This is a genomic window from Lamprobacter modestohalophilus, assembly GCF_016583905.1.
GTDB classification, from domain to species: Bacteria; Pseudomonadota; Gammaproteobacteria; order Chromatiales; family Chromatiaceae; genus Lamprobacter; species Lamprobacter modestohalophilus.
In genome coordinates, this window is sequence record NZ_NRRY01000017.1 from 73,905 (window position 1) to 95,635 (window position 21,731).

The 21,731-nt window shown below is 61.7% G+C and carries 22 protein-coding genes; 10 read left to right on the forward strand and 12 right to left on the reverse strand.

Annotated features, from left to right (window positions below):
* Positions 1–128: 128 nt before the first annotated feature.
* The 3 genes from sdhB to CKO42_RS11775 form a co-directional block, all read right to left on the reverse strand.
* A complete protein-coding gene (gene sdhB, locus CKO42_RS11765; protein ID WP_200244068.1) occupies positions 129–1,004 on the reverse strand; it encodes a succinate dehydrogenase iron-sulfur subunit in 876 nt (291 codons plus the stop codon).
* Positions 1,004–2,992 carry an FAD-binding protein gene (locus CKO42_RS11770; RefSeq protein WP_200244070.1) on the reverse strand — a complete coding sequence of 663 codons (1,989 nt, stop codon included), beginning with the start codon at positions 2,990–2,992 and terminating at the stop codon, positions 1,004–1,006. The genes sdhB and CKO42_RS11770 overlap by 1 nt, the downstream gene beginning before the upstream one ends.
* Positions 2,993–3,173: 181 nt before the next feature.
* Positions 3,174–3,830, reverse strand: a complete 657-nt coding sequence (locus CKO42_RS11775) for a succinate dehydrogenase/fumarate reductase transmembrane subunit (RefSeq protein WP_200244071.1) — start codon at positions 3,828–3,830, stop codon at positions 3,174–3,176.
* Positions 3,831–3,970: 140 nt separating this feature from the next.
* On the opposite strand from CKO42_RS11775, the gene CKO42_RS11780 reads away from it, so the two are divergent.
* Complete coding sequence (locus CKO42_RS11780) at positions 3,971–4,693, forward strand: phosphoribosyltransferase (RefSeq protein ID WP_200244072.1); 723 nt, start codon at positions 3,971–3,973, stop codon at positions 4,691–4,693.
* Positions 4,694–4,835: 142 nt separating this feature from the next.
* Here the strand turns inward: CKO42_RS11780 and CKO42_RS11785 are convergent, their stop codons facing one another.
* Together CKO42_RS11785 and CKO42_RS11790 are read right to left on the reverse strand one after the other, a co-directional pair.
* Positions 4,836–6,170 (reverse strand): ABC transporter ATP-binding protein, encoded by a 1,335-nt coding sequence (locus CKO42_RS11785; protein ID WP_242479322.1) that lies wholly within the window; start codon positions 6,168–6,170, stop codon positions 4,836–4,838.
* A gap of 77 nt (positions 6,171–6,247) precedes the next feature.
* Positions 6,248–7,363, reverse strand: coding sequence for a polyamine ABC transporter substrate-binding protein (locus CKO42_RS11790; protein WP_420844291.1), 1,116 nt, complete (start codon positions 7,361–7,363; stop codon positions 6,248–6,250).
* Between the two features lie 346 nt (positions 7,364–7,709).
* On the opposite strand from CKO42_RS11790, the gene CKO42_RS11795 reads away from it, so the two are divergent.
* From CKO42_RS11795 to CKO42_RS11810, 4 genes are all read left to right on the forward strand, one after another.
* Positions 7,710–9,611: a GGDEF domain-containing protein gene (locus CKO42_RS11795; RefSeq protein WP_200244074.1), complete on the forward strand. Its 1,902-nt coding sequence runs from the start codon at positions 7,710–7,712 to the stop codon at positions 9,609–9,611.
* Between the two features lie 40 nt (positions 9,612–9,651).
* Positions 9,652–10,872, forward strand: coding sequence for an FIST signal transduction protein (locus tag CKO42_RS11800; RefSeq protein WP_200244075.1), 1,221 nt, complete (start codon positions 9,652–9,654; stop codon positions 10,870–10,872).
* 108 nt (positions 10,873–10,980) lie between these two features.
* Positions 10,981–13,329, forward strand: coding sequence for a putative bifunctional diguanylate cyclase/phosphodiesterase (locus CKO42_RS11805; protein WP_200244076.1), 2,349 nt, complete (start codon positions 10,981–10,983; stop codon positions 13,327–13,329).
* Positions 13,330–13,544: 215 nt separating this feature from the next.
* Positions 13,545–14,915 (forward strand): alpha/beta hydrolase, encoded by a 1,371-nt coding sequence (locus tag CKO42_RS11810; protein WP_338034906.1) that lies wholly within the window; start codon positions 13,545–13,547, stop codon positions 14,913–14,915.
* On the opposite strand, the gene CKO42_RS11815 is transcribed toward CKO42_RS11810, so the two are convergent.
* Positions 14,906–15,205 (reverse strand): LexA family protein, encoded by a 300-nt coding sequence (locus CKO42_RS11815; RefSeq protein ID WP_200244078.1) that lies wholly within the window; start codon positions 15,203–15,205, stop codon positions 14,906–14,908. The two genes, CKO42_RS11810 and CKO42_RS11815, sit on opposite strands and share 10 nt — an antisense overlap.
* Before the next feature lie 54 nt (positions 15,206–15,259).
* On the opposite strand from CKO42_RS11815, the gene CKO42_RS11820 reads away from it, so the two are divergent.
* A complete protein-coding gene (locus tag CKO42_RS11820; protein ID WP_200244079.1) occupies positions 15,260–15,787 on the forward strand; it encodes a trypsin-like serine peptidase in 528 nt (175 codons plus the stop codon).
* Positions 15,788–15,988: 201 nt separating this feature from the next.
* Here CKO42_RS11820 and CKO42_RS11825 read toward each other — a convergent pair whose 3' ends face one another.
* The 6 genes from CKO42_RS11825 to CKO42_RS26935 all read right to left on the reverse strand — a co-directional run bounded on the left by CKO42_RS11825 (position 15,989) and on the right by CKO42_RS26935 (position 18,683).
* On the reverse strand, positions 15,989–16,174 hold the full coding sequence (locus tag CKO42_RS11825) for a hypothetical protein (RefSeq protein ID WP_200244080.1): 186 nt from the start codon (positions 16,172–16,174) through the stop codon (positions 15,989–15,991).
* 293 nt (positions 16,175–16,467) lie between these two features.
* Entirely contained in the window at positions 16,468–16,668 is a 201-nt protein-coding gene (locus CKO42_RS11830) for a hypothetical protein (RefSeq protein WP_200244081.1), read from the reverse strand.
* A gap of 29 nt (positions 16,669–16,697) precedes the next feature.
* The gene (locus CKO42_RS11835; RefSeq protein WP_200244083.1) at positions 16,698–16,913 is read right to left on the reverse strand and encodes a hypothetical protein; all 216 of its coding nucleotides are present in this window, start codon (positions 16,911–16,913) and stop codon (positions 16,698–16,700) included.
* Between the two features lie 2 nt (positions 16,914–16,915).
* Positions 16,916–17,191, reverse strand: coding sequence for a PIN domain-containing protein (locus CKO42_RS27285; RefSeq protein WP_242479323.1), 276 nt, complete (start codon positions 17,189–17,191; stop codon positions 16,916–16,918).
* A gap of 665 nt (positions 17,192–17,856) precedes the next feature.
* Entirely contained in the window at positions 17,857–18,159 is a 303-nt protein-coding gene (locus CKO42_RS28275; RefSeq protein ID WP_200244085.1) for a thermonuclease family protein, read from the reverse strand.
* Positions 18,160–18,509: 350 nt separating this feature from the next.
* Positions 18,510–18,683 carry a hypothetical protein gene (locus CKO42_RS26935; protein WP_207148719.1) on the reverse strand — a complete coding sequence of 58 codons (174 nt, stop codon included), beginning with the start codon at positions 18,681–18,683 and terminating at the stop codon, positions 18,510–18,512.
* Between the two features lie 230 nt (positions 18,684–18,913).
* Here CKO42_RS26935 and CKO42_RS11855 point away from each other — a divergent pair, with 230 nt between their 5' ends.
* The 4 genes from CKO42_RS11855 to CKO42_RS11870 form a co-directional block, all read left to right on the forward strand.
* Positions 18,914–19,414 (forward strand): hypothetical protein, encoded by a 501-nt coding sequence (locus tag CKO42_RS11855; RefSeq protein ID WP_242479324.1) that lies wholly within the window; start codon positions 18,914–18,916, stop codon positions 19,412–19,414.
* 3 nt (positions 19,415–19,417) lie between these two features.
* Positions 19,418–20,647 (forward strand): HlyD family secretion protein, encoded by a 1,230-nt coding sequence (locus tag CKO42_RS11860; RefSeq protein WP_200244095.1) that lies wholly within the window; start codon positions 19,418–19,420, stop codon positions 20,645–20,647.
* Positions 20,648–20,746: 99 nt separating this feature from the next.
* Positions 20,747–21,025, forward strand: a complete 279-nt coding sequence (locus tag CKO42_RS11865) for a hypothetical protein (RefSeq protein ID WP_200244098.1) — start codon at positions 20,747–20,749, stop codon at positions 21,023–21,025.
* A 213-nt stretch (positions 21,026–21,238) separates the two neighbouring features.
* Positions 21,239–21,731 (forward strand): helix-turn-helix domain-containing protein (locus CKO42_RS11870; protein WP_200244101.1); only part of this gene is annotated, 493 nt, incomplete at its 3' end.

A 21,731-nucleotide genomic window follows, 5' to 3' on the forward strand; every position in this document is an offset into this window, starting at 1 on the left:
CCGAGCCTGAGTCCGCCTTAAGCGGGTTCGATGCGAACGGATAGGGCGTATCACCACTTGGCCGATGGAGCGATTGTTGCTCGCCAAGCCCGCCAAGCCTTGCAGGCTCGGGCGCAGTGGCTGCCAAATCAGCGACCACCAAACAGGTCTTTCAACGCCTGCACCGTGGTCTGCCGGCCAAGCTCGCCGATCGCGGTGGTGAGCGGGATCTCCTTCGGGCAGACGCGCACGCAGTTCTGCGCATTGCCGCAGTCGCTGAGGCCGCCATCGGCCATGATCGCATGCAGGCGTTCGGCCTTGTCGTGACGACCGGTTGGATGCGCGTTCATCAACCGCACCTGTGCCAGGGATGCTGGACCAACGAACGCCTGATCCGGCCCAAACTGCGGACAGGCGGCCAGACAGCAGCCACAGCTCATGCAGCGACTGTAGAGATAATTGGCCGCCCAGTCCTGTGGCGAGATCCGCGGAGCGCGCTCATGGTTATCCCAGGCCCCATCGATCCGTATCCAAGCCTTGACCCGCTTGAGCTGTGCAAAGAGTTGCGCGCGATCGACCATCAGGTCGCGCACCACCGGGAACTTGGGCAGCGGCTCGAGCCGGATCGGTGTCTCCAGATCGGCGATCAAGGCCGAGCAGGCTGGACGCGGAACGCCGTTGATCAGCATCGCGCAGGCGCCGCAGACCTCCTCCATGCAGTTGTGCTCGAAGGCGACCGGATCGACAGGCTCACCGCTGGCCGTCACGCAGTGCTCGCGCAGATCCATCAGCAGCGAGACGATGTTGGCGCCCGGACGCGCCTCGAGCCTGAACGACTGCCAATAGGGCGCAGTGGTCGGACCATCTTGCCGGCGGATGCGCAGCTCGACGGTTCTACTGGCCGCGTCGGCGCGATCCGGTGTCCTGCTCGCCCCGGTCTCTCGCCCGTGGTCTGGGGGCGCCTTAGCCGCCGCTGCGAACGGCTCATTGATCCGCGCAGCGTTCGATCGCGTCTCAGCTTGCATCAGCGGTAATCCCTGGGTTGGTCGGGTGCCAAGAGCCCGAGGTCGACCGGCTCGAACCCAATGCGCGGCCCATCCGGGTGATGCTCGGCGACAGTCGTCTTCAGCCACTCGGCATTGTTGGCCTTCCAACGTTCGCGATAGGTCTCGAACTCCGGGTCACCGGGAAACTTGCCCTCGGGGATGGCGAGATCGAACGCCGGCTTGAAATGGGCGCCGCGACATTCATCCCGTGCACGGGCACTGGCCGCCATCACCTGCGCCAGCTTCAGCATGTCCAGGACCTGCCGCGCATGCGCCAGGCTCTGATTCGCCCAACGGCTGGACTCACCGAGGTCCAGCCGCTCGAAGCGCTGCTCGATCTCTCGCAGCCCCGAGAGCGCGGCGTCGAGCTCGGCGTTGTCACGGACCACGCCAACCTTGGTGGTCATCAGATTCCCCAGCTCGCGGTGCAAGCGGAATGGGTTTTGATCGCCGCTCGCCTTCGTTAGACGCTCATTGATCCCGCTCTGACGTGCCGTCTCGGCCTCGAACAACGCTGCCGGCACGGCATCGGCGCCCTGCTCAAGGCCGTTCAGATAACTCGCCACCGCCTCGCCAGCGACACGCCCGGAATACGAGGCCGAGAGCAATGAATTGGCGCCCAGCCGGTTGGCGCCATGATAGGCATAGTCACATTCGCCACAGGCGTAGAGCCCCGGAATACTGGTCGCATGATTGCGCGGACTGCCTGGCTTCATACCACCAGTCGCCGCGTCTTTCTCATAGTCGACCCAGAGGCCACCCATCGCATAGTGCGCCGCCGGGAAGATCTCCATCGGCGCATCGAGCGGGTCAACGCCCGCGAACTTGCGATAGATCGAGAGGATGGCGCCGAGGCGCGTCGAGACGAAGCCGCGATCCAGGTGCGTCAGGTCCAGATAGACCCGATCCCGGCTCTCGCCTGCGCTGCCCTCCTCTGCGCCGCGCAGACCGGCACCCCGCTTACCCACATCCCGCTTACCCGCACCGTGCTCACCCGCACCGAACTCACCCACAGCGCCAACCCCCAGGCCCAGCTCACGGGTGACTTTCCAGATCGCACGCGAGGCGATATCGCGTGGCACCGTGTTGCCATAGGTCGGGTACCAGTCCTCAAGAAAATAGAACCGCTCGGATTCGGGAATGCGCAGCGGCGCGCGCCGATCGTTCGGGTCTTTCGGCACCCAGACCCGACCGCCCTCACCACGCGCGGCCTCGGTCATCAGGCGCGTCTTGTCCTCGCCGAGCATCGCCGTGGGATGGAACTGGAAGAACTCGGCATTGGCGAAGCGCGCGCCCTGCTGGTAGACGCGGCTCGCGGCGGCGCCGGTCGAGTTGGTCGAGCAGGTGGTCTTGGGCGCGTAGATCTGCCCCAGCCCACCGGTGGCCAAGACCACCGCATCGGCACGGAAGGCGCGGACCTCGAGACTACGCAAATCCATCGCGACGATGCCACGGCAGACGCCATCGGCATCCTTGACGAGCGAGAGAAACTCCCACCACTCCTGCTTCTCGACCTTGCCCTCGGTTTCGAGTCGGCGCACCTGCTGGTCGACGCCATAGAGCAACTGCTGACCCGTGCTGGCGCCGGCAAAGCAGGTCCGCTTGTGCTTGACGCCGCCGAACAGGCGCTGATCCAACAGCCCCTCCGGCGTGCGCGAGAAGGTCACGCCCATGCGCTCGAAGGTGCGGATCAGCCCCGGCGCATCCTCGCACATGGACTGGATCGGCGGCTGATTGGCCAGATAGCTGCCGCCCTTGATGGTATCGACGATGTGCTGCTGCACACTGTCGTGCTGGCCCTTCATATCGAGCACGGCATTGATGCCACCCTGGGCACAAGCTGAATGCGAACGCATCACCTCGAACAGCGAGAACAGCATCACCCGATGTCCGGCCTCAGCGATGGTCAGGGTTGCCCAGAGGCCCCCGAGGCCGCCGCCGATCACGATCACCCTGGGTGCACTCATGCTCCAACTCCATTCATGCTTCGGCTCCCAGACCGGCCCCAAGTCAGGCTTCCAGTCAGCCCCCAACTCAGACCACAAGCCAGGCACCCATTCGGGCTAACAATTGGGCTTACAGTCGGGCTTTCAGCTGGGTTCCAAATCATGAGCTCAGTCAGGCTTTCCGTCAGGCTCTTGCCCACAATCATGCTCCGCCCCCAGCGCCCGGCGCTATTAAGAATCCGAGCAAACCATGCACACCCAGCGCGGCGAGCAGCAGCCCAAACCCGGCACAAAACCAACCGAAACGTCGCTGCGCCTCAGCACTGCTGGTCAGCCCCCAGACGATGCCCGCAGTAGCGATGCCGTTCGCGAGATGAAAAACCGCCAGCAGCACGCCGATGAGGTAGAGCGCAAAGACCAACGGCTGCGACAGCGCCTGCTGCATGTGGCTAAACAGATCAGCGCTGATCGACGGATCAAACAGCCCTGCAATCCGAGTCAGGCCGACATGCAGCAGCAGGAACAGGATCAACGCCAGGCCTGAGATCCGCTGCAGCCAGTAGAGCCAGTTGCGCAGATAGCCATAACGGCGCGGCTCAGCCTGCCCGTCACGGATGATCAGCAGCCCATAGCCGGCATGGAACAGCAGCGGCAAAGCGATGACGAAAAGCTCGAGCAGCAGCAAATAGTTCAAGCCTTGAAGCGCCCCCACCACCTCCTCGTTGTAGTGTGTCGCACCAAACCGAGACTGAGAGTTCTCCCAGAGATGGAAGATCAGGAAGGCACCCACCGGCACCAGGCCGAGCAGCGAATGCAGCCGGCGCAGCAGGAAGTGGGGATTTTGGATCGAGGCTGACATCGCAAACCCGGGCTGCCGTGTTAACCCAAGCATAGTCATTTGCGAAGCCAGTACCCTTGACGAGCCTCATCGCATGCGAATATTCGCACAAACTAACGGTACAAGTGCCAGCTAACCCTTCCTGCTCCCAGTTGCATACAATGAACACAATCCCGTTGCGCACGCCTTGGGTTTCCGCCTTCCCGGATGTTGACATCCATGCAGATGAGTCCAAGGTCAAAAAACATCCGCGCTATCCGGCGGCGAAGGCGGGAGACACTGCGGCGTCGATGGACCTTGTGCTAGACCTGATGAACAACGCGGCTGTTAACCGTCTTCGCCACTATCAGTCTCGCTCTCCGGTCATTGTTCCTGTGCACGGTATCGAGGGCATCAGCGCAAACACCATTCCCGCAGTCCTGGCCGTGTGCTTGGCCGACACCCTTGGATTTGAGATCTCGACTGAGATCGTTCAAACCTCGAGAGCCGCACATACCTGCTCGAGCGGTTGGTGGCGACTGAAGTCGCAGGCGCTTTTCAGTGGTGAGGTGGCCTCCGACCGACCTCACATTTTAGTCGATGACTTTATTGGCATGGGCGGCACTTTCGCGAACCTGCGTGGCTTGATCGAGGCCAAGGGTGGCCAGGTCCTCCACGCGCAGGCGCTCACAGGGAAGCTGCGCTCGGCTAAACTTGGATTGCAACCCGAAACGCTAAGATCACTCAGAGAGCAACATGGCGACATCGAACCCTGGTGGCGTACCGAGTTCGGCTACGGATTTGACGCCCTCACAGAATCCGAGGCCCTCTACCTTCTCCGCATCGAACAGACTGACACCATCCGAAGAAGACTGGCTGAGGCAGAACCTAAAAGCGACCGTTGAGCAGGCGCGCCAGATCCTGCAACAGCGAAAGCGTAACGTTGCATGACCAACCAATCGCCAGGTGCCCAGCGTACCTGGTCATCGATCCTACGGATCTTGGCACTAGCCGTTTAGCAACGGGTGATCGAAGCGCAGCGTTCGATCAGTCAGTCAGTATCGCGCCACTGGTTGGCGACCATTCCATGGTCACCGGTTGCCCCCAGGTCAGCGCTTGCTCGGTGCGAGGCTGCACGTTGGTGAGCGTCATCTCAACGATCACGGAGCGCGCGTTGGCGTCAGCGCTAAGCCGCGCATCGTCGTCGGCGCTTAACCGCACATGATCGTCAGTGCCAAGCCTCGCCCCCTCGTCACTATCGAGCCAGGAACCCTCATCGGAAGCGAGCTTGGTCGCGCCAGCATCCAGCGCCGCTGGCGTGCTCGCTTGCACCCGCACCCGATAGATCGAGACATCACCGAGGTAGGCGATATCCTCGACCACGCCAGCCAGACGGTTGATTTGACCACCAGCGACATCCGGGGCAGATGCTGTCAGCACCGGCTTGCTCGAGCCTAGAGCGCTCGGACTGCATGGACGCATCTTCTCCGGACGCACGGCAACGCTCACCGGCGTACCGATCGCGAATGGATGAAAGGCCTGCATCTGCATCATCGGCCCGAGCTGCGAGGCCACGCGCACCTGATTCCCCTCCACCGCGACCACCTTGCCAGGGAACAGATTCACCGAGCCGATGAAGCGCGCGACCGCCTGGCAATTCGGATACTCGTAGATCGCGGTCGGCGTATCGACCTGAAGGATCTGCCCGGCGCGCATCACCGCGATCCGGGTCGACATGGTCATCGCCTCCTCCTGATCGTGGGTAACGGTGACGAAGGTGATGCCGAGTCGCTCCTGCAGATTGACGAGCTCGAACTGGGTGTCCTCACGCAAGCGCTTGTCCAGGGCGCCCAGCGGCTCATCGAGCAGCAACAGCTTGGGCTGCTTGGCCAGGCTGCGCGCCAGGGCGACGCGCTGGCGCTGCCCGCCCGAAAGCTGATCCGGCTTGCGCCGCCGCAGCTCGCCGATCTGCAGCAGCTCGAGCATCTGACTGATGCGCTCGCCACGCTCTTGCCGCGGCATCCCCTCCTGCTTGAGCCCGAAGGCGACGTTCTGCTCCACGTTCATGTGTGGGAACAGCGCATAGGACTGGAACATCATGTTCACCGGCCGCGCATAGGCAGGCAGGTTGGTCACATCGGCCCCATCGATAAAGATGCGCCCGGAGGTCGGCCGCTCCAGCCCCGCGAGCAGCCGCAGCAAGGTCGACTTGCCACAGCCAGAGCCACCGAGCAGCGAGAAGAACTCGCCCCGGTAGATGTTCAGGCTCAGGTCATCGACCGCATAGACCTCGCCGAAGCGTTTGGTCACCCGCTCGATGCGCACATAGGGCGCCGCGCGCGGGTCCTGCCAGGGCTCGGGCGCGGAGAGCGGCTCAGCCATCAGTGCTCGCGCCTTGCAGTCTGTGCGCCATCATCATGACTCCGTCGCGTTCGGCTCGGGTGGGCTTGGGGTGCTTGTCAGCGCTGCGCCTTGACCCGCGTCCAACGCCGATTCAGGTTGCGGATCTCGCGATCGGAGCGCTCATTCGGCACGAACAACCGCGCCTTGACCGCCGCTGGCGGATAGATGCCGGCGTCATCTCGCAGCTCGGCATCGAGAAACTCGGTCGCGGCCAAGTTCGGATTGGCATAGTAGACGTAGTTGGATGCCTCGGCGATGACCTTCGGCTGCAACAGATAGGCGATGAAGGCCTGGGCCGCAGCGGGATTCGGCGCGTCCTTCGGGATCGCCATCACATCGGTCCAGAGCGCCGCGCCCTCGCGCGGGATCAGATAGGCGATCTCTGGTCCCTTGGCCTCTTCGGCCCGCGCCTGCGCCTGCAGCACATCGCCGGAATAGCCCTGGGCGACGCAGAGATCGCCGGTCGCCAGATCGCTGGTGTACTGCGACGAATGGAAGTAACGGATATGGGGATGCACCTTGTTCAACAGCTCGGTCGCCGCATCCAGATCGGCCGGATCGAGGCTGTTCGGGTCCTTGCCCAGGTAGACCAGCGCGGCCGAGAACACCTCGGTCGGGTCGTCTAACAGACTGATCCCGCACGCGGCCAGCTTAGCGGCCTTGTCCGGATCAAAGATCAGTGCCCAGGTATCCAGCTCGGCATCTTCTCCAAGCGCCGCACGCACCTTCTCGACATTCAGCCCGAGCCCGGACGTGCCCCACATGTAGGGCACCAGATGGGCATTGTCTGGGTCGATCTCGGCCAGACTGGCCATGATGGCAGGGTCCAGCCTGTCGAGCCCTGGCAGCTGCGCCTTGTCCAACGGTCGATAGAGTCCTGCCGCGATATGACGCGCCGCGAACGGCCGCGCGGTTGGAAACACCAGGTCATAGCCGCTGCTGCCCGCGAACAGCTTGGCCTCGAGCACCTCATTGGCGTCGTAGACATCCAACACCGGCTCGATCCCGCTCTGCTCGGCAAAGCCAGACAGCGTATCTTCGGCGAAGTAGTCGTTCCAGTTATAGAGATGCACCTGCTGCGTTTCAGCCAGCGCCACAGCCGGCACGACCAAGGCTGTCGCGAGTAGCGAGCGCGAAAACAGACAACGAAGACGACGAGCGCCAAGCGTAATAAACAAGGTTGTAACCCCCAAGCGAAGACAACAGCGACGACGATCGAAACGACGACCGAGACAAGGCGTCATGCTACTAAACTGCGCCTGAAAGGAAACCCAAATTTATGCTCCGGCACGCACTCATCTGAATTCCGCCCGCACCGCACAGGATGAGGGGCAGCACAGCAGGCCGCTTAGACGCAAAGCCTGCATCTGCCTACCGCCCACACCACTCCGGCTTGAGCACTTGCGTCGCATCAAGACATTGCAAGACGCTCCACTAAAATCCACTTGTCGATTGTCTCTAACCGGCTAACATAACAGGATCTAAGGGATACAATGATGCGCCGGAGAATAGGACGCCTTGAGCACGCCAAGAACACTCCTCAACAACGCCGCTGACCGCCTCCCGAGCCCCAGTGGGGTCGCACTCGCGATCATGGAACTCTGGCAAGACGATCGCACAACGGTCGAACAGCTCGCCCACCTGGTGCAGGCTGATCCGGCGCTTTCCGGACGTTTACTCAAGCTTGCCAACTCAGCAAGCCTAGGCTCCAGACCCGTCACCTCGATCAATGCGGCCATCATCAAGGTCGGGCTCAAGACCGTCGGCGAGCTCGCGGTCGCCTTCTCGCTGATCGACAAAGGTCACAGCAATCACTGCGAGGCGTTCGATTATCTGGAATTCTGGTCGCACTCGCTGCTGATGGGACTGCTCTGCCGGGCACTTGGCAGACGCACCAACGTCGCGCCCCCTGAAGACCTCTTCTCGTGCGCCCTGATGTCCCGGATCGGACTACTGGCGTTTGCCACCATCTATCCCAGCGAATACTCAGAGCTGCTAAAGGCGCATCCGGCCAACCTAGCCGCTGCAGAGCGCGAGCGCTTTGGCTTCGACCACAATGAGCTCTCGGCCGAGATGCTGTCTGACTTTGGCTTGCCGAATGTGCTCGCGGAGGCGTCCAAATTCCACGAACAGCCGAACGCATCTGGCTATACCGAGGGCTCGCGCTCGGCAAAACTGGTGCACCTGTTCCACCTCGGTTATCGACTCTCCGATCTTTGCCTGAGCATCAACAGCGAGCGCGATGACGAGGGCGATCTTAGGCTGCCCCGAGCGCATCAGCTCAACCTCTCCTCTGACCAGGTGATTGAGATCCTTAAGCAGAGCCTGACCGACTGGCAGGAGTGGTCGAAAACGCTCGATCTACCCGTCATCCCGCTAGCGCAGCTGCCCGAGACCGAAGACGACACCAGAACCGTCGCAGCCTCACCTGAATCCAAGCCCGGATTGCAAGCGTTATTGGTCAGCACTGAAGGCGCCACGCAACGCTTGAAAAGCCTGCTGCCGAAGATTGGAATTCAAGCACACAGCTGTCAGGACGAGAAGGAGATGCTCAGGCTCGCCCTGCAGCTCCAACCGAAACTGATCTTCATCGGCGAGTGCCGTCAGCAAGACCGACGCATCAAGCTCTGCGAGCTAATCCGCTCGACGAACTGGGGCAAGCTGGTCTACCTGGTTGCCATCATCGACGACGCCAACAGCGACAAGATCACCGCTGCCTTCCACTCGGGTATCGATACCTTTATCCCGAGCACGATTCGTGAAGAAGAGCTCAACGCACGCATCCAGCCCGCACACCGCCTGGTTGCGCTGCAAACGCATTGGGAAACCGACCGCGCCGAGCTGCGACGGATTGCCAATGCGTTGGCCCTGAGCCAACGCAAAACCGAACTCCTGTCCCTGACGGATCAGCTCACCGAGCTGCCTAACCGACGCTCCGCGATCGCTGACATCGAGCGGGCTTGGGCGATGAGCGATCGGGCTGGCCTGCCACTCTCGATCATCATGATCGATATTGATCACTTCAAGCGCATCAATGACAGCCTTGGTCATGCGGCCGGCGACAAGACGCTTGTCGAGGTGGCAAAAGCACTCCGCTCGGACCTGCGCCAGGATGACAGGGTCTATCGCATCGGCGGCGAAGAGTTTCTCTTGCTCAGCTCGACCTCGGACATCAAACAGCTCATCATCGCCGCCGAGCGTTTACGACGGCGCATTGCCGCACTGCACATCGACTACGAGGGCCAGACGATTCAGGTCTCGATCAGTCTCGGTCTCGCCCGGCGCGAAGCCAGCCATCAGCACTACGACGCCCTGCTGAGTCTCGCCGACACCGCGCTCTACGAAGCCAAGTCCAGTGGACGCAATCGGATCTGCTACTCACACCAGCAGCAGATACGCCTCCTCGGCATGCCTGCCTAAACCGCGGACCCGACCCATGTGACAGCCGCAGGAGCCACCAATGATCTCCACCGCCCACCGTCTAGCACTGGGTAAGGCCCGCCACAACGACGCCTTCACCGCTGCCCAGCAAGCCGCTCGACAGGCAATGGATCAGCTCGGCAGCGCGCCGAGTTGGGGCCTGGTGTTTGCGGGCGGTCGTCATGACCCGAGTGCCTTGCTCGCCGGCCTACGACAGGTCCTCGGCGAGATCCCCTTGGTCGGCGGCAGCGCGGCTGGTGTGATCACCGCCAGAGGCACCACCCTGACCGGCTTCGAGTGCGGGCTGATCTTGTTCGGCGCTTCGCTCGCTCCTGGCGCCATCGTCTCCGAGACCGGACTTTGCGATACCTACGCAACCGGCCAACGCCTCGGTGCCGCGCTCAGCGCCGCCTGCCCTGAGGCCACCAGCGTGCTCCTGCTCTACGATTCGGTGCACTCGGTTTCGGCCCGTGAGCTGCATCTGGCCGGCCCACTGATCGATGGCTTTAACCAAGGGCTCGGCGAGCACCAGGTCGCCCTGTTCGGCGCCGGCACCCTGAGCGACCTGACCATGGAGCACAGCGTCGTCTTCAACGGCCAGGAGCCCGCTGAGCACACCGTGGTCGCGGTCGCCATGCCGCCCGGGCTGACCAGCCATATCCGCATCACGCACGGCTGCTACCCGGCCAGCGATTTCATGACCATCACCCGGATCGAAGGTCCACAGGTCCTCGAGCTCGACGGCCGACCCGCGTTGCAGGTCGCAGCCGAGCGTCTCAATCGCTCGGTTGCAGAGATGGCGCAGCTCTCGCCAGCGACGCTGCCGCTGACCTTGGGCGAAAAACAGGGGGCACCCTTTGCGCCCTTCAGCGACGATCTCTACAACAATCGGCTGGTGGTCGCCGCGGATGCCGACTCCGGGGCGCTGATCCTGTTCGAGGCCGACTTCGCGGTCGGCACCCGCGTGCAACTGATGGACATCGACCCGCAACGCATGATCGACTCGGCGCGGGAGCAGACCGAGCAGCTGCTCGCGGATCTGGGTCATGTCGCGCCGGTATTCGGTCTCTACATCGACTGCGTTGGCCGAGCGATGGCCTTCCATGGCCTGGATGAGGACGAGTCGATGCCGGTGCGCACGCTGATCGGTCAACACTGCCCGCTGCTCGGGTTCTTCAGCGGTGTCGAGATCGCGCCGATCCGAGGTCGCAGCCGACCGCTCGACTGGACCGGCGTCCTCGCGCTATTTACCCTGACATGAAACGAACACTGTCTGCGAAGCCGCCGTCATATCCCACAGCCCTTGCCGCGGGTTATCATTGCTCTAAAAGATGATGAAGACGCAGCCACCTTAAGCGACTCACCGCCGATGGACGACGCGCAAACAGCCCAGGAGGCGATCGCCTACTATCGTGAGCAGTACGATGCGATCGGCGCTCGGCTGTTGCGTTTACAAGGGGATCTGAGAGACGCACGCCGCGATGCGCAGCGCCAGCGCATCATCGCCACCCTGATCCAGCAGCTCTATCAACTCGACGTCGCGGCAACCGACCCCGATCGGCAACTTGGCGAGCGCCTGGTTGCCCTGCTCGTCGAATCCCTTCACCTCGATTGCGCCGCGCTGCTGACGCGCAGCGATGACCAGACCCTCAGTGTCGAGCATGCGTTTGGGCTGGACACTGGCTTTCAATTCACCAACCTCAGCGAACTGCCGGAGCAGGCCCATAGCGCGGCCCCTGAGCAACTGCCCACAGCGGTGCGAGCGGCGATCGAATCAAGTGGCTTGCGCCGATGGCTCTGGTCGGCCCCAGCGGGTGCCGAAGCCATGCTGTTCTTGGGTCGCAGACATGAGCAGGGCGCCGGGGTCGGGCTCAGCTTCGCGGCCGGTGATCAGGCGATCGCCCAGTCGGTGCTCGCGGTCTACCTGGCGCTGAGCGAGCGTCGGCGTGCGAAACACGCCCTGCACAGCGCACGGATCGACTACCGCACCCTGTTCGAGAGCGCTCAAGACGCATTCGTCATCATCGACGGTCGCAGCAACGCCTTGCTCGAGGCCAATCAGCAGGCGCTGAGCCTGCTCGGCACCAATTGCGAGCAACTGCAGCAGCGCCCCCTGATCAGCTGGCTCATTGATCCCGATCCGCAAGGCTGGCGGCGGCGCTGGCGCCGGACGCTCATCAGCGGTCGCGCCGAGCAGCTCGAATGCCAGCTACGCACCCTGGCCGGACAGCCGTTCTGGGTCGAGCTGCGCCTGATCCGCATCGGCACCCTAGAGCGTGGTCATTTGCTGCTGGTCGCTCGCGATATCAGCAAGCGCAAACAGGTCGAGCTGCAGCTGCGCCACTACGCCTTTCGCGATGAGCTCACCCAGTTGCCCAACCGGGCGCAGATGTACCGGCGCTTAGAAGAGGCGCTCGAGCGCCAACGCCAAGAGCCGGACTATCAGTTCGCGCTGATGTTCCTCGATCTGGATCGCTTTAAGCGGGTCAACGATAGCCTAGGCCATAGCCTGGGCGACCGCCTGCTGGTCGCGATCGGCCAACGCCTGCAAGGCCAGCTGAGCCCGCAGGACACCATCGCCAGACTTGGCGGCGATGAGTTCTTGATCTTGGCGGTGGATGTCCCCGACCCGCTGGTCGCCTACCAACGCGCTCAGCGGCTCGAGCGGGCGTTGCACGCGCCCTTCACCGTCAGTGGTCAGGAGATCTTCACCAGCGCCAGCATCGGCATCGTGCTGGCCGATCGCCACTACGATCAACCCGAGGCCATGCTGCGCGATGCCGATATCGCCATGTATCAGGCCAAGCGGCATGAGGGCCGCGAGCATCGCTATGCCCTGTTCAATCCGGACATGCATGCACGCGCACTCGCCGACATGGAGCTGGAGCGCGATCTGCGTCACGCCCTGAAGCAGCAGGAGCTGATGCTCTATTACCAGCCGATCGTCAGGCTCGCCGATGGCGCCATCACCGGCTTCGAGGCCCTGGTCCGTTGGCGTCATCCGCAGCACGGGATGGTACCGCCGAACCGCTTCATCCCACTGGCCGAAGACACGCTACTGATCCTCGATATCAGCCGCTTCGTGCTGCGCGAGGCCGGCCGTCAGGCCTTAGCTTGGTCCAGATGCTTCGAGCGGGCACCCATCGTCAACGTCAACCTTTCCGGGCGCCAGTTCATCAGCAGCGAGGTCGCCACGGAGACCAGCCAGCTGATCGCCGAGGTCGGCTGCCCGCCCGCCTTGATCAACATTGAGATCACCGAGAGCGCCATCCTCACCAACAAGGCGCTCGCCCTCGCCGGCATGGAAGGCCTGCACGCGCAAGGCTTCAAGCTGAGCATGGACGATTTCGGCACCGGCTACTCCTCGCTCAGCTATCTGCACGAATTCCCGTTCGACAGCATCAAGATCGATCAGAGCTTCGTCAGCCGGCTCACCCGCGAGCCGCGCACCGCCGCCATCGTCACCGCCATCCTGCGCCTGGCGGAGACGCTCGAGAAGCGCGTCATCGCTGAAGGCATCGAGACACCCGATCAGCTCGCCGCCCTACAACGGCTCGGCTGCGCCGGCGGCCAGGGCTATCTATTCTCGCCACCGGTCGAGGCCAGCGCGGCTGAGGCGCTGTACAAACAGCCCAGTTGGATCTTGCCTTCCTCGGCTGGGTCCGGCAACGGAACTGTCGCTGGCCTGGAGCGTGGCGAGCCCGACCAAGACCGATAACCTCGACAAGGTGCAGATCCTCCTGCCAGCGCTTGCGCGGGTTACCGAACTGCTCCATGGGCACGGCAAGATCCCGCTCACCGCGCTTGAGCCCCTGCTCGATCGCCAAGCTCCCTCGCGGAGATTGACTCCCGCTGTACTTGACGTTGATCTGGCAGATACACTGCGGACTGCAACACTACAGGCAGGAAAAAAGGTTTGCACGCATGTCACAGATGCCTATCAAGCTCCTCAGCCTTGCGCTGAGCGTTGCCCTCATCAGTGGCTGCGCCAGCTCCGCTCGCCAGCTGATGCCAACCCCGGTGATCTACCAGCAGCCTGGCGGGCAACCGCTGTTCAGCGCCGAAGCGGACGCACCACGACACCCAGATGTCGATCTGCTCTTCATCACAAACCGCGCCCGCCCCACCGCTGAGGAGCTGGCGAGCGCCGAGGGCCAACCTCTGCCCTATGGTCAGCAGCGCGCGCGACGAATCCAATTCGGCTCGGCCAAGGTACGCATCCTGCCCGCACTCGACTGGCAGGCACTCGAGGAGCAAAGTCAATTGGCGCAGCGTACCCGCCCGGTTGAGCTCGAGCTCGGCAAGGTCACTGAGCTCGGCGCCTTCCCCGATGAGCCGTACCAGATCATCCGCGATGCCCAAGGCCATCTCCTGCGCGACCAGGCCGAGCTGGCGCGCCATCGCGAAGCCAGCGCAGGGCTCAAGGCCGAGATCCGGCGTCGACTCGAGCAGTCTCCGACCGGCGAACTGATGCTCTATGTGCACGGCTTCAACGAGACCTTTGCCAGTGCCGCCTTCACCACGGCCGAACTCTGCCATTTCCTCGGTCGCGAGCCGGTGTGCAGCTTCTTCACCTGGCCGGCGTCCTCAAGCGGTAATTTCCTGATCTCCTACACCAGCACCACCGAGACCGCCGACTTTGCGGTGGCGCATCTAAAGAAGACGCTGCGCATGATCGCCACCATGCCGGAGGTGAAAGGGCTCCACATCCTGGCGCATAGCCGCGGCGCCGCGGTCACGCTGAGCGCAGCGCGCGAGCTCGCGCTTGAAGCTGTCGCCGCTGGCAAAGAGCCGGCGACGCTGTTCAAGGTCAGGAATCTGGTCCTGATGTCACCGGACATCGATATCGATATCGCCTCGCAGCAACTCACCGGCTTCATCTCCGACCCCGACCTGGTCACGGTCTGGCCCGAGGCGAGGCTGCCGCGCACAATCGACGGCCGCCTCACCGTCTACAGTTCACCCAAGGACCGCGCCTTGCTGATCTCCCAGATCCTGTTCCGCAGTCGCAATCGGGTCGGCCAGCTGAGCCCGGAAGACATCCCGGACTCCGCTCAACGTCACCTCGAGCTTCGCGGCGGCACCGATCTGATTGCCTACGAGGGGCAGCGCACCGATCTTGCCGGACACGGCTACTTCACCACCAATCCGCGCGTCAGCTCGGACCTGATCCAGCTGATCCGCTTTAAGAAAAAGCCCGGCGACCCGGGTCGTGAGCTGATCCGCACCGGTCGCGTGACCTGGCGCATCCCGAGTGTCGGCGAGTCTGGTGCCGCATCCAGCGCGAGCGCTCGTCAGGACTGATCCGTCAATGACCGCGGCGCTCGGCGCACTGGATAGAAACGCTTGAGGGTGGCGGCTTCGCCGTCGATCAATGCGACAACGACCTCGCTATTGGTGGCCGTTGCTTGGCGTTTTACCAGGATCAGATCGCCGTCCTCGATCTGATCCTCGGTCATCGAATCGCCGCGCACGCGCAGTGCGAACTCGGCCCGCTGCGCGAGGTGCTCGGGTACCTCGACCCAGTCGGGATCTTCGATCGCCTCGAGCGGCTGGCCGGCGCTGATGCGGCCCAACAGCGGCAAGGTGGCCATGGGCGCGGTGCGCGGATCGATCAGCTCGAACGCCTGACTCGGGCAACGGCTGTCGTGCTCTACACGCGCTCGGATGGCGGCAGCAACGTATGCAGCGGTACCCTGCTGGCCGATGCGGACCCAGAGACGCGCATTCCCTACCTCGTCATTGCCCATCATTGCATCCCCGATCAGGCGCGGGCCTCGAGCGTCGAGACGTTCTGGGGCATCGTGCAGAGGCTTGCGGTGCGGCCCCGGTTCGCCGCACCTGAGCGGGTCACTGGCGGTGCTGATCTGCTGTCTGCCCACGAGAGCATCGATACGGTGTTACTGCGCTTGCGCGGTGAGCCGCCACAGACGGCGGTGTTCGCGGACTGGTCAGCGCGCTTGCCAGAGACCGATACGCCCTTGATCAGCGTGCATCATCCGCATGGGCAGACCGCGAAGATAGCCCGCGGGCGGGTGATTCATTACTGGAACTGCGCGGATGTCGTCTACTGCGGCGCCAATGCCGAGACCGATGCGATCCACTACTTTGGTGTCAGTTATGAGGAAGGCTTGACCAGTGGTGGGAGCAGTGGTGCGGGGGGCTTTTCAGGTTGATAGCGGGGCGTTGGTGGGTGTGCTGACGTGCGGGTTGAGTAGCTGTGCGGCGCAGATGAAGAGTGATGATTTTTGGGTGGTTTGGTTGGGGTTGTTGGGAGATGGGAGCGGGTTTTAGGTGCGAGTGATTGATCTGCGGGAAAAGTAAGGCTAAGGCGCCCCAAACCGCGCTTGTACCAAAACTTTAAACAAACTCCAAGCTCAATGCGCGGTTTGGGGCCGCCTTAAGCCTTTTATTAGCAGTTTAGGCGGAAATGAAACAACTTCATGACCACACTCTTTTTCTATCCTTTTTAGGTCTGCGCAGATAGCCGTTATATCGTGGTTGAACTCTTTTGCGTGGTCTTCTCGTGCTTTTCGTATTTCTTCAACAATGGGATCTTTCATGTCAGTTTCCTATAAATTCCTCTGGGGAACAGATCTCTGGCGCTAGCAGGCCATAGTCTTCTATGGTCTTCGCTATACTGTGTTTTTTGAAAGCATTATTGATATGGCTAAAATTCCATGTTAATAAAACTCCATTCCGTTTAGACTTGCCACAGAAACATGCAAAGCGTCTTCTTCCGCGGTTTCAGGAATAGCTTCTGATGAAATCAATGAACTCGCGACCTCCTGTGCTTGATCTGAAATCTCAAGGACTGGAAATACAGAAAGAGCGTTTCGCGCAGTGGTTTTGTGCATTAAATTTGACCAAGCATTCCTTTCGCTTTTTCTTCCAATGCCTCATTTATTAGAAAATCGAGTTTTCCGGCAGCACTGTCTTTTTCAATTTCCTCATCCCACATTTCCCAATCATGCTCGGATATCCAGTGCATGAGTTTCATATATTTACGATGAGGAAGGTCTTCGATTTCTATCTTAATTTCTTCGAATGTTCTCATAAGAGTACCTTTGTGGCCTAGCGTTGCGCTCAGCCGAGCGAGGTACGAGCGTCGGCTGGAGCGCCTTGTTGGGCCACAACAGTGCTGACCGCTGGTTTACGGGGTGGGAAGGCGACGACGCGCTCGGGATGCGCGGCTTGCTTTGCCATCAAGTCTTTAAAAATATCATTAATGTCGTAATTGAACTGGCGAGCGTACTCATCTCTAAGTGCTCGTGTTTCTGCGACAATGGGATCTTGCCACATAGTCAAGGCTCCATCAGTTCTAGAGGTGTGCGGATGACTGGCGGTTCGTAGCCAAGTGACCGGCAGGTGTTCTCAATCTTAGGCCGAGTGTGGGCATTCGCAATATGCGTACAGTTCCAGGTGAGCAGATACGCGATGCCGTTCACCGCTGCTAAAGCCACATGATACGCATCCGCTTCCGCCTTCTCTGGAAGCGCATGGCTTTCGATTAGGGCCTGCGCCAGTGCTCTAACATCTTCGGAGATTTGAAGTAATGGAAGATCCGCGATGGCAGCCAAGCGACGCTTGCGACGCTTCTGGATTGCCTCTGCTTGCTTCCGATATCACGAGATCAGACGCGACGACGCTGTAGTTCAGTCTACGTGTTTCCCACCATTCGGTCGTCGTGTTCTGATTTGCCATCGCACGCAAGTCGTTGCTCGGTCGAGCTGTCAAATAGCTAATAATCGATGTTTCAACATAAACGGTTTCCTTCACTGAGAACTCCTACTTCTTTGAAGCCTAACAGTTGATTAGACAGAATGTGGGTCAGGTGAGATAGGCAGATTATGCCCTAATCGAACTAGACAGAACCTAACATGGTGGCGCTCTGGACAAAAAAGCCGCGCAAGCAAAAGCCCCGCTACTGGCCTCAGCGCCAGAAAAGGTTCAGTGTCTTGTGCTATGCAGAAATTCAACCGGCCCCCTCCGATCATCGTTGTCGATATGTCCGCGGTTGTTGGTGGCCCCCACCATATTCCACATCCCAAAGCCTTGAGCGCTCAGCGGCACTTCACCTGACCCCTGCGCGTAAGACTGTGAGTGATAGCAAGGGGCAAGCTCGAGTGCACGGTTGAATCGTCAGAAAGCTGACCTTCGTCATAGTTTTTCTGACGCAAAAAAATCTAGCGGGAGCAGCGGTTTTTGCCGCCGCGCCTGACGCTTTCGCGTTAGATTGCATGGTTTAGCCACGCCGATACTCCCAAGGCCGCTGCTGTTCCCCTCCCTTACTCCAGATCCCAAGACCTGCAGCTTTCACACCCGCCTCAGCGCGGCTGTAGCTGCCATCTTTGCAGTAGCGCCGATAAACCGCCGCTTGTCCGGCTTCGACCATCGCCCGATTGATCACCGTGCCCGTTGCAGGATCGATCACCTCTGCGACCTTGCGCCCGTAGCGGTCGGTATCCTGGACCTTGAGCGAGACCACGCGCGGGGTGATCCGGCGCAGGTGATCCGGCGCAGGTGATCGCGGCTTTCGGTGCTCCACAGCCGTTGGGCGATCTCCGGGGCGTCGACGCAGTACAGGCGCACCCTGAGCTTCTCGCCGTTGCACTCGGCGCGCAGGGAGTCGCCGTCGTAGATGCTGGCGACCTGACAGGTAGCGCTGTCGGTGCTGCGCTGTAGCCACCGTGCCAGTCACAGTTAGAGCTCGCACACAGCGAGCGCGGGCCGGCGTCGGTGGCGACGATAAAGCCCCCGGTCGACCAGGGACCGATGATCGGATAGGTGCCGCTGACGTCGGCATCGCTGCGGTTGTCGCGCCCGGTGAGCTTGACGCGATTGGATCTCGGGTGAAGACGATGGCCCGCCTGCCGATCGCTTCGATGAGCAAACAGGTCAACCGCTTGGTACGTCCTGCGTGTGGCGGGGCGATCGGCGGCTGTCGATCGTGACTCCTTCGATCAGCTCGATCTTGGCCTCAGGGTCCAGCACGTCGGCATCGCCCATGAAAAAGAACGCTCTCACGGTGATCTGGTGCGGCTGCGGTGTGGGCAAGGCGTCGGCTTGCATGCTGATCTTGAGCAATAGGGGTGGATAGAAACGCCTATTGCGAATAATCTTGACGCGGCGGCTCGATCTCCACTGCGGCAAATACAGATTCGATGACGGGGCGATCAGATCCACGATCCGTCTTTACCCACTCCTTATCCTAATCATCGTGGCGCAAAGCGAACCTCCCGAGCACCGGGAAACGCCATCGTCACACGCATCGGGCAACCCCAGGAAGCACAAGAAGCCACATGGTTACAACAGGTCCGGAGGGGCTGCATGCGGCGGCACCGCATCACCTACCTTTCTTTATCACCACACCAGGCAGCAGCGACGGCTTGATGACCACCACGGGCATCTTTCTATTGCTCGCAGTCATCGGCATCGGCGTGCTGTACTTCAGGCTCCATGCCTTGCCCGAGCAGATGGCCCATCGTGGTCAGAAGGTCCAGTTCGAACTGGTGGCGGTGCTCGCGCTGCTCGCGCTCTTCACCCATAACCATACGTTTTGGGTTGCTGGGCTCCTGTTGGCACTGGTCCCCCTGCCCGACCTCACCACGCCGCTGAGCAAGATCGCAGGGTCACTCGACAAGATTGCGAACCAGCAAGCGCCTCGGGCAGCAGCGTCGGAGCAGACAGGGACACCGCATGACCCCGTTGCTGTCGAGGAGCCTGACGCACCCGGATCGTTGAGCAGTGACTCAGCCGCCATCGCATCGCCGGAATCAAGCGGCAACGAGCCAAGGAGCTAACCCGTGCTGGAACTCCTACTCTGCTCGCTGTTAACGGTCTTCCCAGACTACCTCTTCCGCCGCTATGTCCAGGGCAAGCGCTTCGGCCATGAGATCACGCTGTTCTCGGTCTGGTACGAGCTACGCTATGGCATCACGCTCTGTCTGGTCTTGACCGTCAGCCTGATCACGACGATTTTCTACTTCCACCCGTCGACGACGGCCGCCGCCTCTGTGTTCCGCACGGTGACAATCCTGCCAGAGATCACCGGCCGAGTTGAGGAGACCTACGTTGGAATCAGTCAGAAGGTGAAGGAGGGCGATCCGTTATTCCGCCTTGATAGCTCACAGTTCGAGGCCGACGTGAAGACGGCCGAGAAGCGGATCGCCGAGATCGACGCCGAGCTGGCGGTGGCGCGCTCGAAGCTCGCCGAAGCCGAGGCGCGGATCGCGCAGGCGCGCGGCGGCCTGAAGCAGGCGCAAGACGAGTTTGATGCGCGCGCTGACGTCCAGCGCCGCAGCCCAGGCTCGGTGGCCAAGCGCGATGTGGAACGCTTCGAGACCCAGGTGATGACTCAGCAAGCGGCAGTGGATGCGGCCTCTGCAGCCCGCGACACCCTGCTCGCCCAGCTTGAGGAGCAGCTGCCGGCCCAGCGAGAGACGGCCGTCGCGGCATTGCACGAGGCGCAGGTCGAGTTGGACAAGACCCTCGTTGTCGCCGGAACGGACGGCGTCGTCCAGCAATTCACGCTACGCCCAGGCGACCTGGTCAACGCGCTGCTTCGCCCCGCGGGAATCCTGGTACCGGACCGCAAGGTCGATGGGCTGCTGGCCGGATTCGGCCAGATCGAGTCCAAGGTCATCAAAGAGGGCATGGTCGGTGAGGTCACCTGTTTGGCGAACCCATGGCAGATCATCCCTGTGCTCGTCACCGAGGTGCAGGAGGTGATTGCCAATGGACAGGTGCGACCGACAGACCGGCTGTTCGACGTCCAACAATTTGCGAAGCCTGGAACCATCACAGCATTGCTTGAGCCGCTCTATGCAGGCCAATTCGATGATCTGCCACAGGGCGCGTCCTGCATCGCGAACGTCTACACGAGCAACCACGATCGGCTGCAGTCGGCTGACCTGACAAGCCTTCAGCGCCTGGGGCTACACGCGATTGATACCGTCGGCGTCGTGCATGCGATGATTCTCCGCATGCAAGCGCTGTTACTGCCGGTGAAGACCCTCGTGTTGACAGGACACTGATTGGCACGCGCCCCTGTCCCGGTGAGAGGGCTCGGCAGTACTCTAGCTGTTCGGCATTCGGTTCAACCAAGCACTGGAAACAAGCACTGGAAACAAGAGATGAAAGACTCCGCAAAAGATGAAGGCGTCATTCAGGCCTTGCTCGAGCGTCTCAATGAGCAACGTCTGTCGCGACTGCTCGCGCTCAAGCAGCAGGTCGACGCTGGAGAGAAGCTTGACGACCAGGATTTGAGCTTCCTACAACAGGTCTACCAGGACTGGGAGCAAGCCAAGCCCTACATCGACCGACAACCCAAGTACCAGGATCTGGCCGTCCGCATGGTGCATCTCTATAGCGAGATCACGGCCAAGGCACTCGACAACGAGAAAGGGTCGTAACGTCGTTGAAGCTCTTTCAATCCATCTTCGGCGGCCGCGAGACGGTTGGTGGATACCCCGAGACGCTGATCGACCGAGGCATCGATCGGGCAGTGGACGGCACCGATCCCCGACTGCGGCTAGTGCAACCCTGTTAAATACCTGAGACCGTTCCCAGATAGTAACCTTGTCATTCTCATCATTCACATAGCGACTGACCGGAGGTTCTCACCGATGCCGCGCTGTACTGCAGCCCCAGTTGACGTCTCTGACAAAGACGCTCGCGTCCTGCAAGCGCTGGAGCGCCGACACAACGCGCCCCAAGGATTGGTCAAGCGCGCTCAGATCATTCTCCTCGCTGCGCGCGGGGTCGGTGTGCGCGCCACGGCCGAACGCCTCGGCCTCGGCCGCGCGACGGTGCAGCGCTGGCGTCGCCGGTGGTCGAGTGCCGCGGCCACGGAGTCGGCCCTGGAGCGGCTGGTCGATGCCCCGCGCCCGGGCACGCCGCCGATCTTCAGCCCGGAGCAGATCTGCTCGATCCTGGCGCTCGCCTGCGAACCGCCCAAGCGCGACGGTCAAGAACTGACGCATTGGACCCATGCGGACTTGGCCGCCGAGGCCATCGCACGCGGCATCGTGGAGTCCATCTCGCCGGACTCCATCGGGCGCTTTCTGCGCGAGGCCGACCTCAAGCCGCACCGCACCCGGGGCTGGATCAACACGCCCC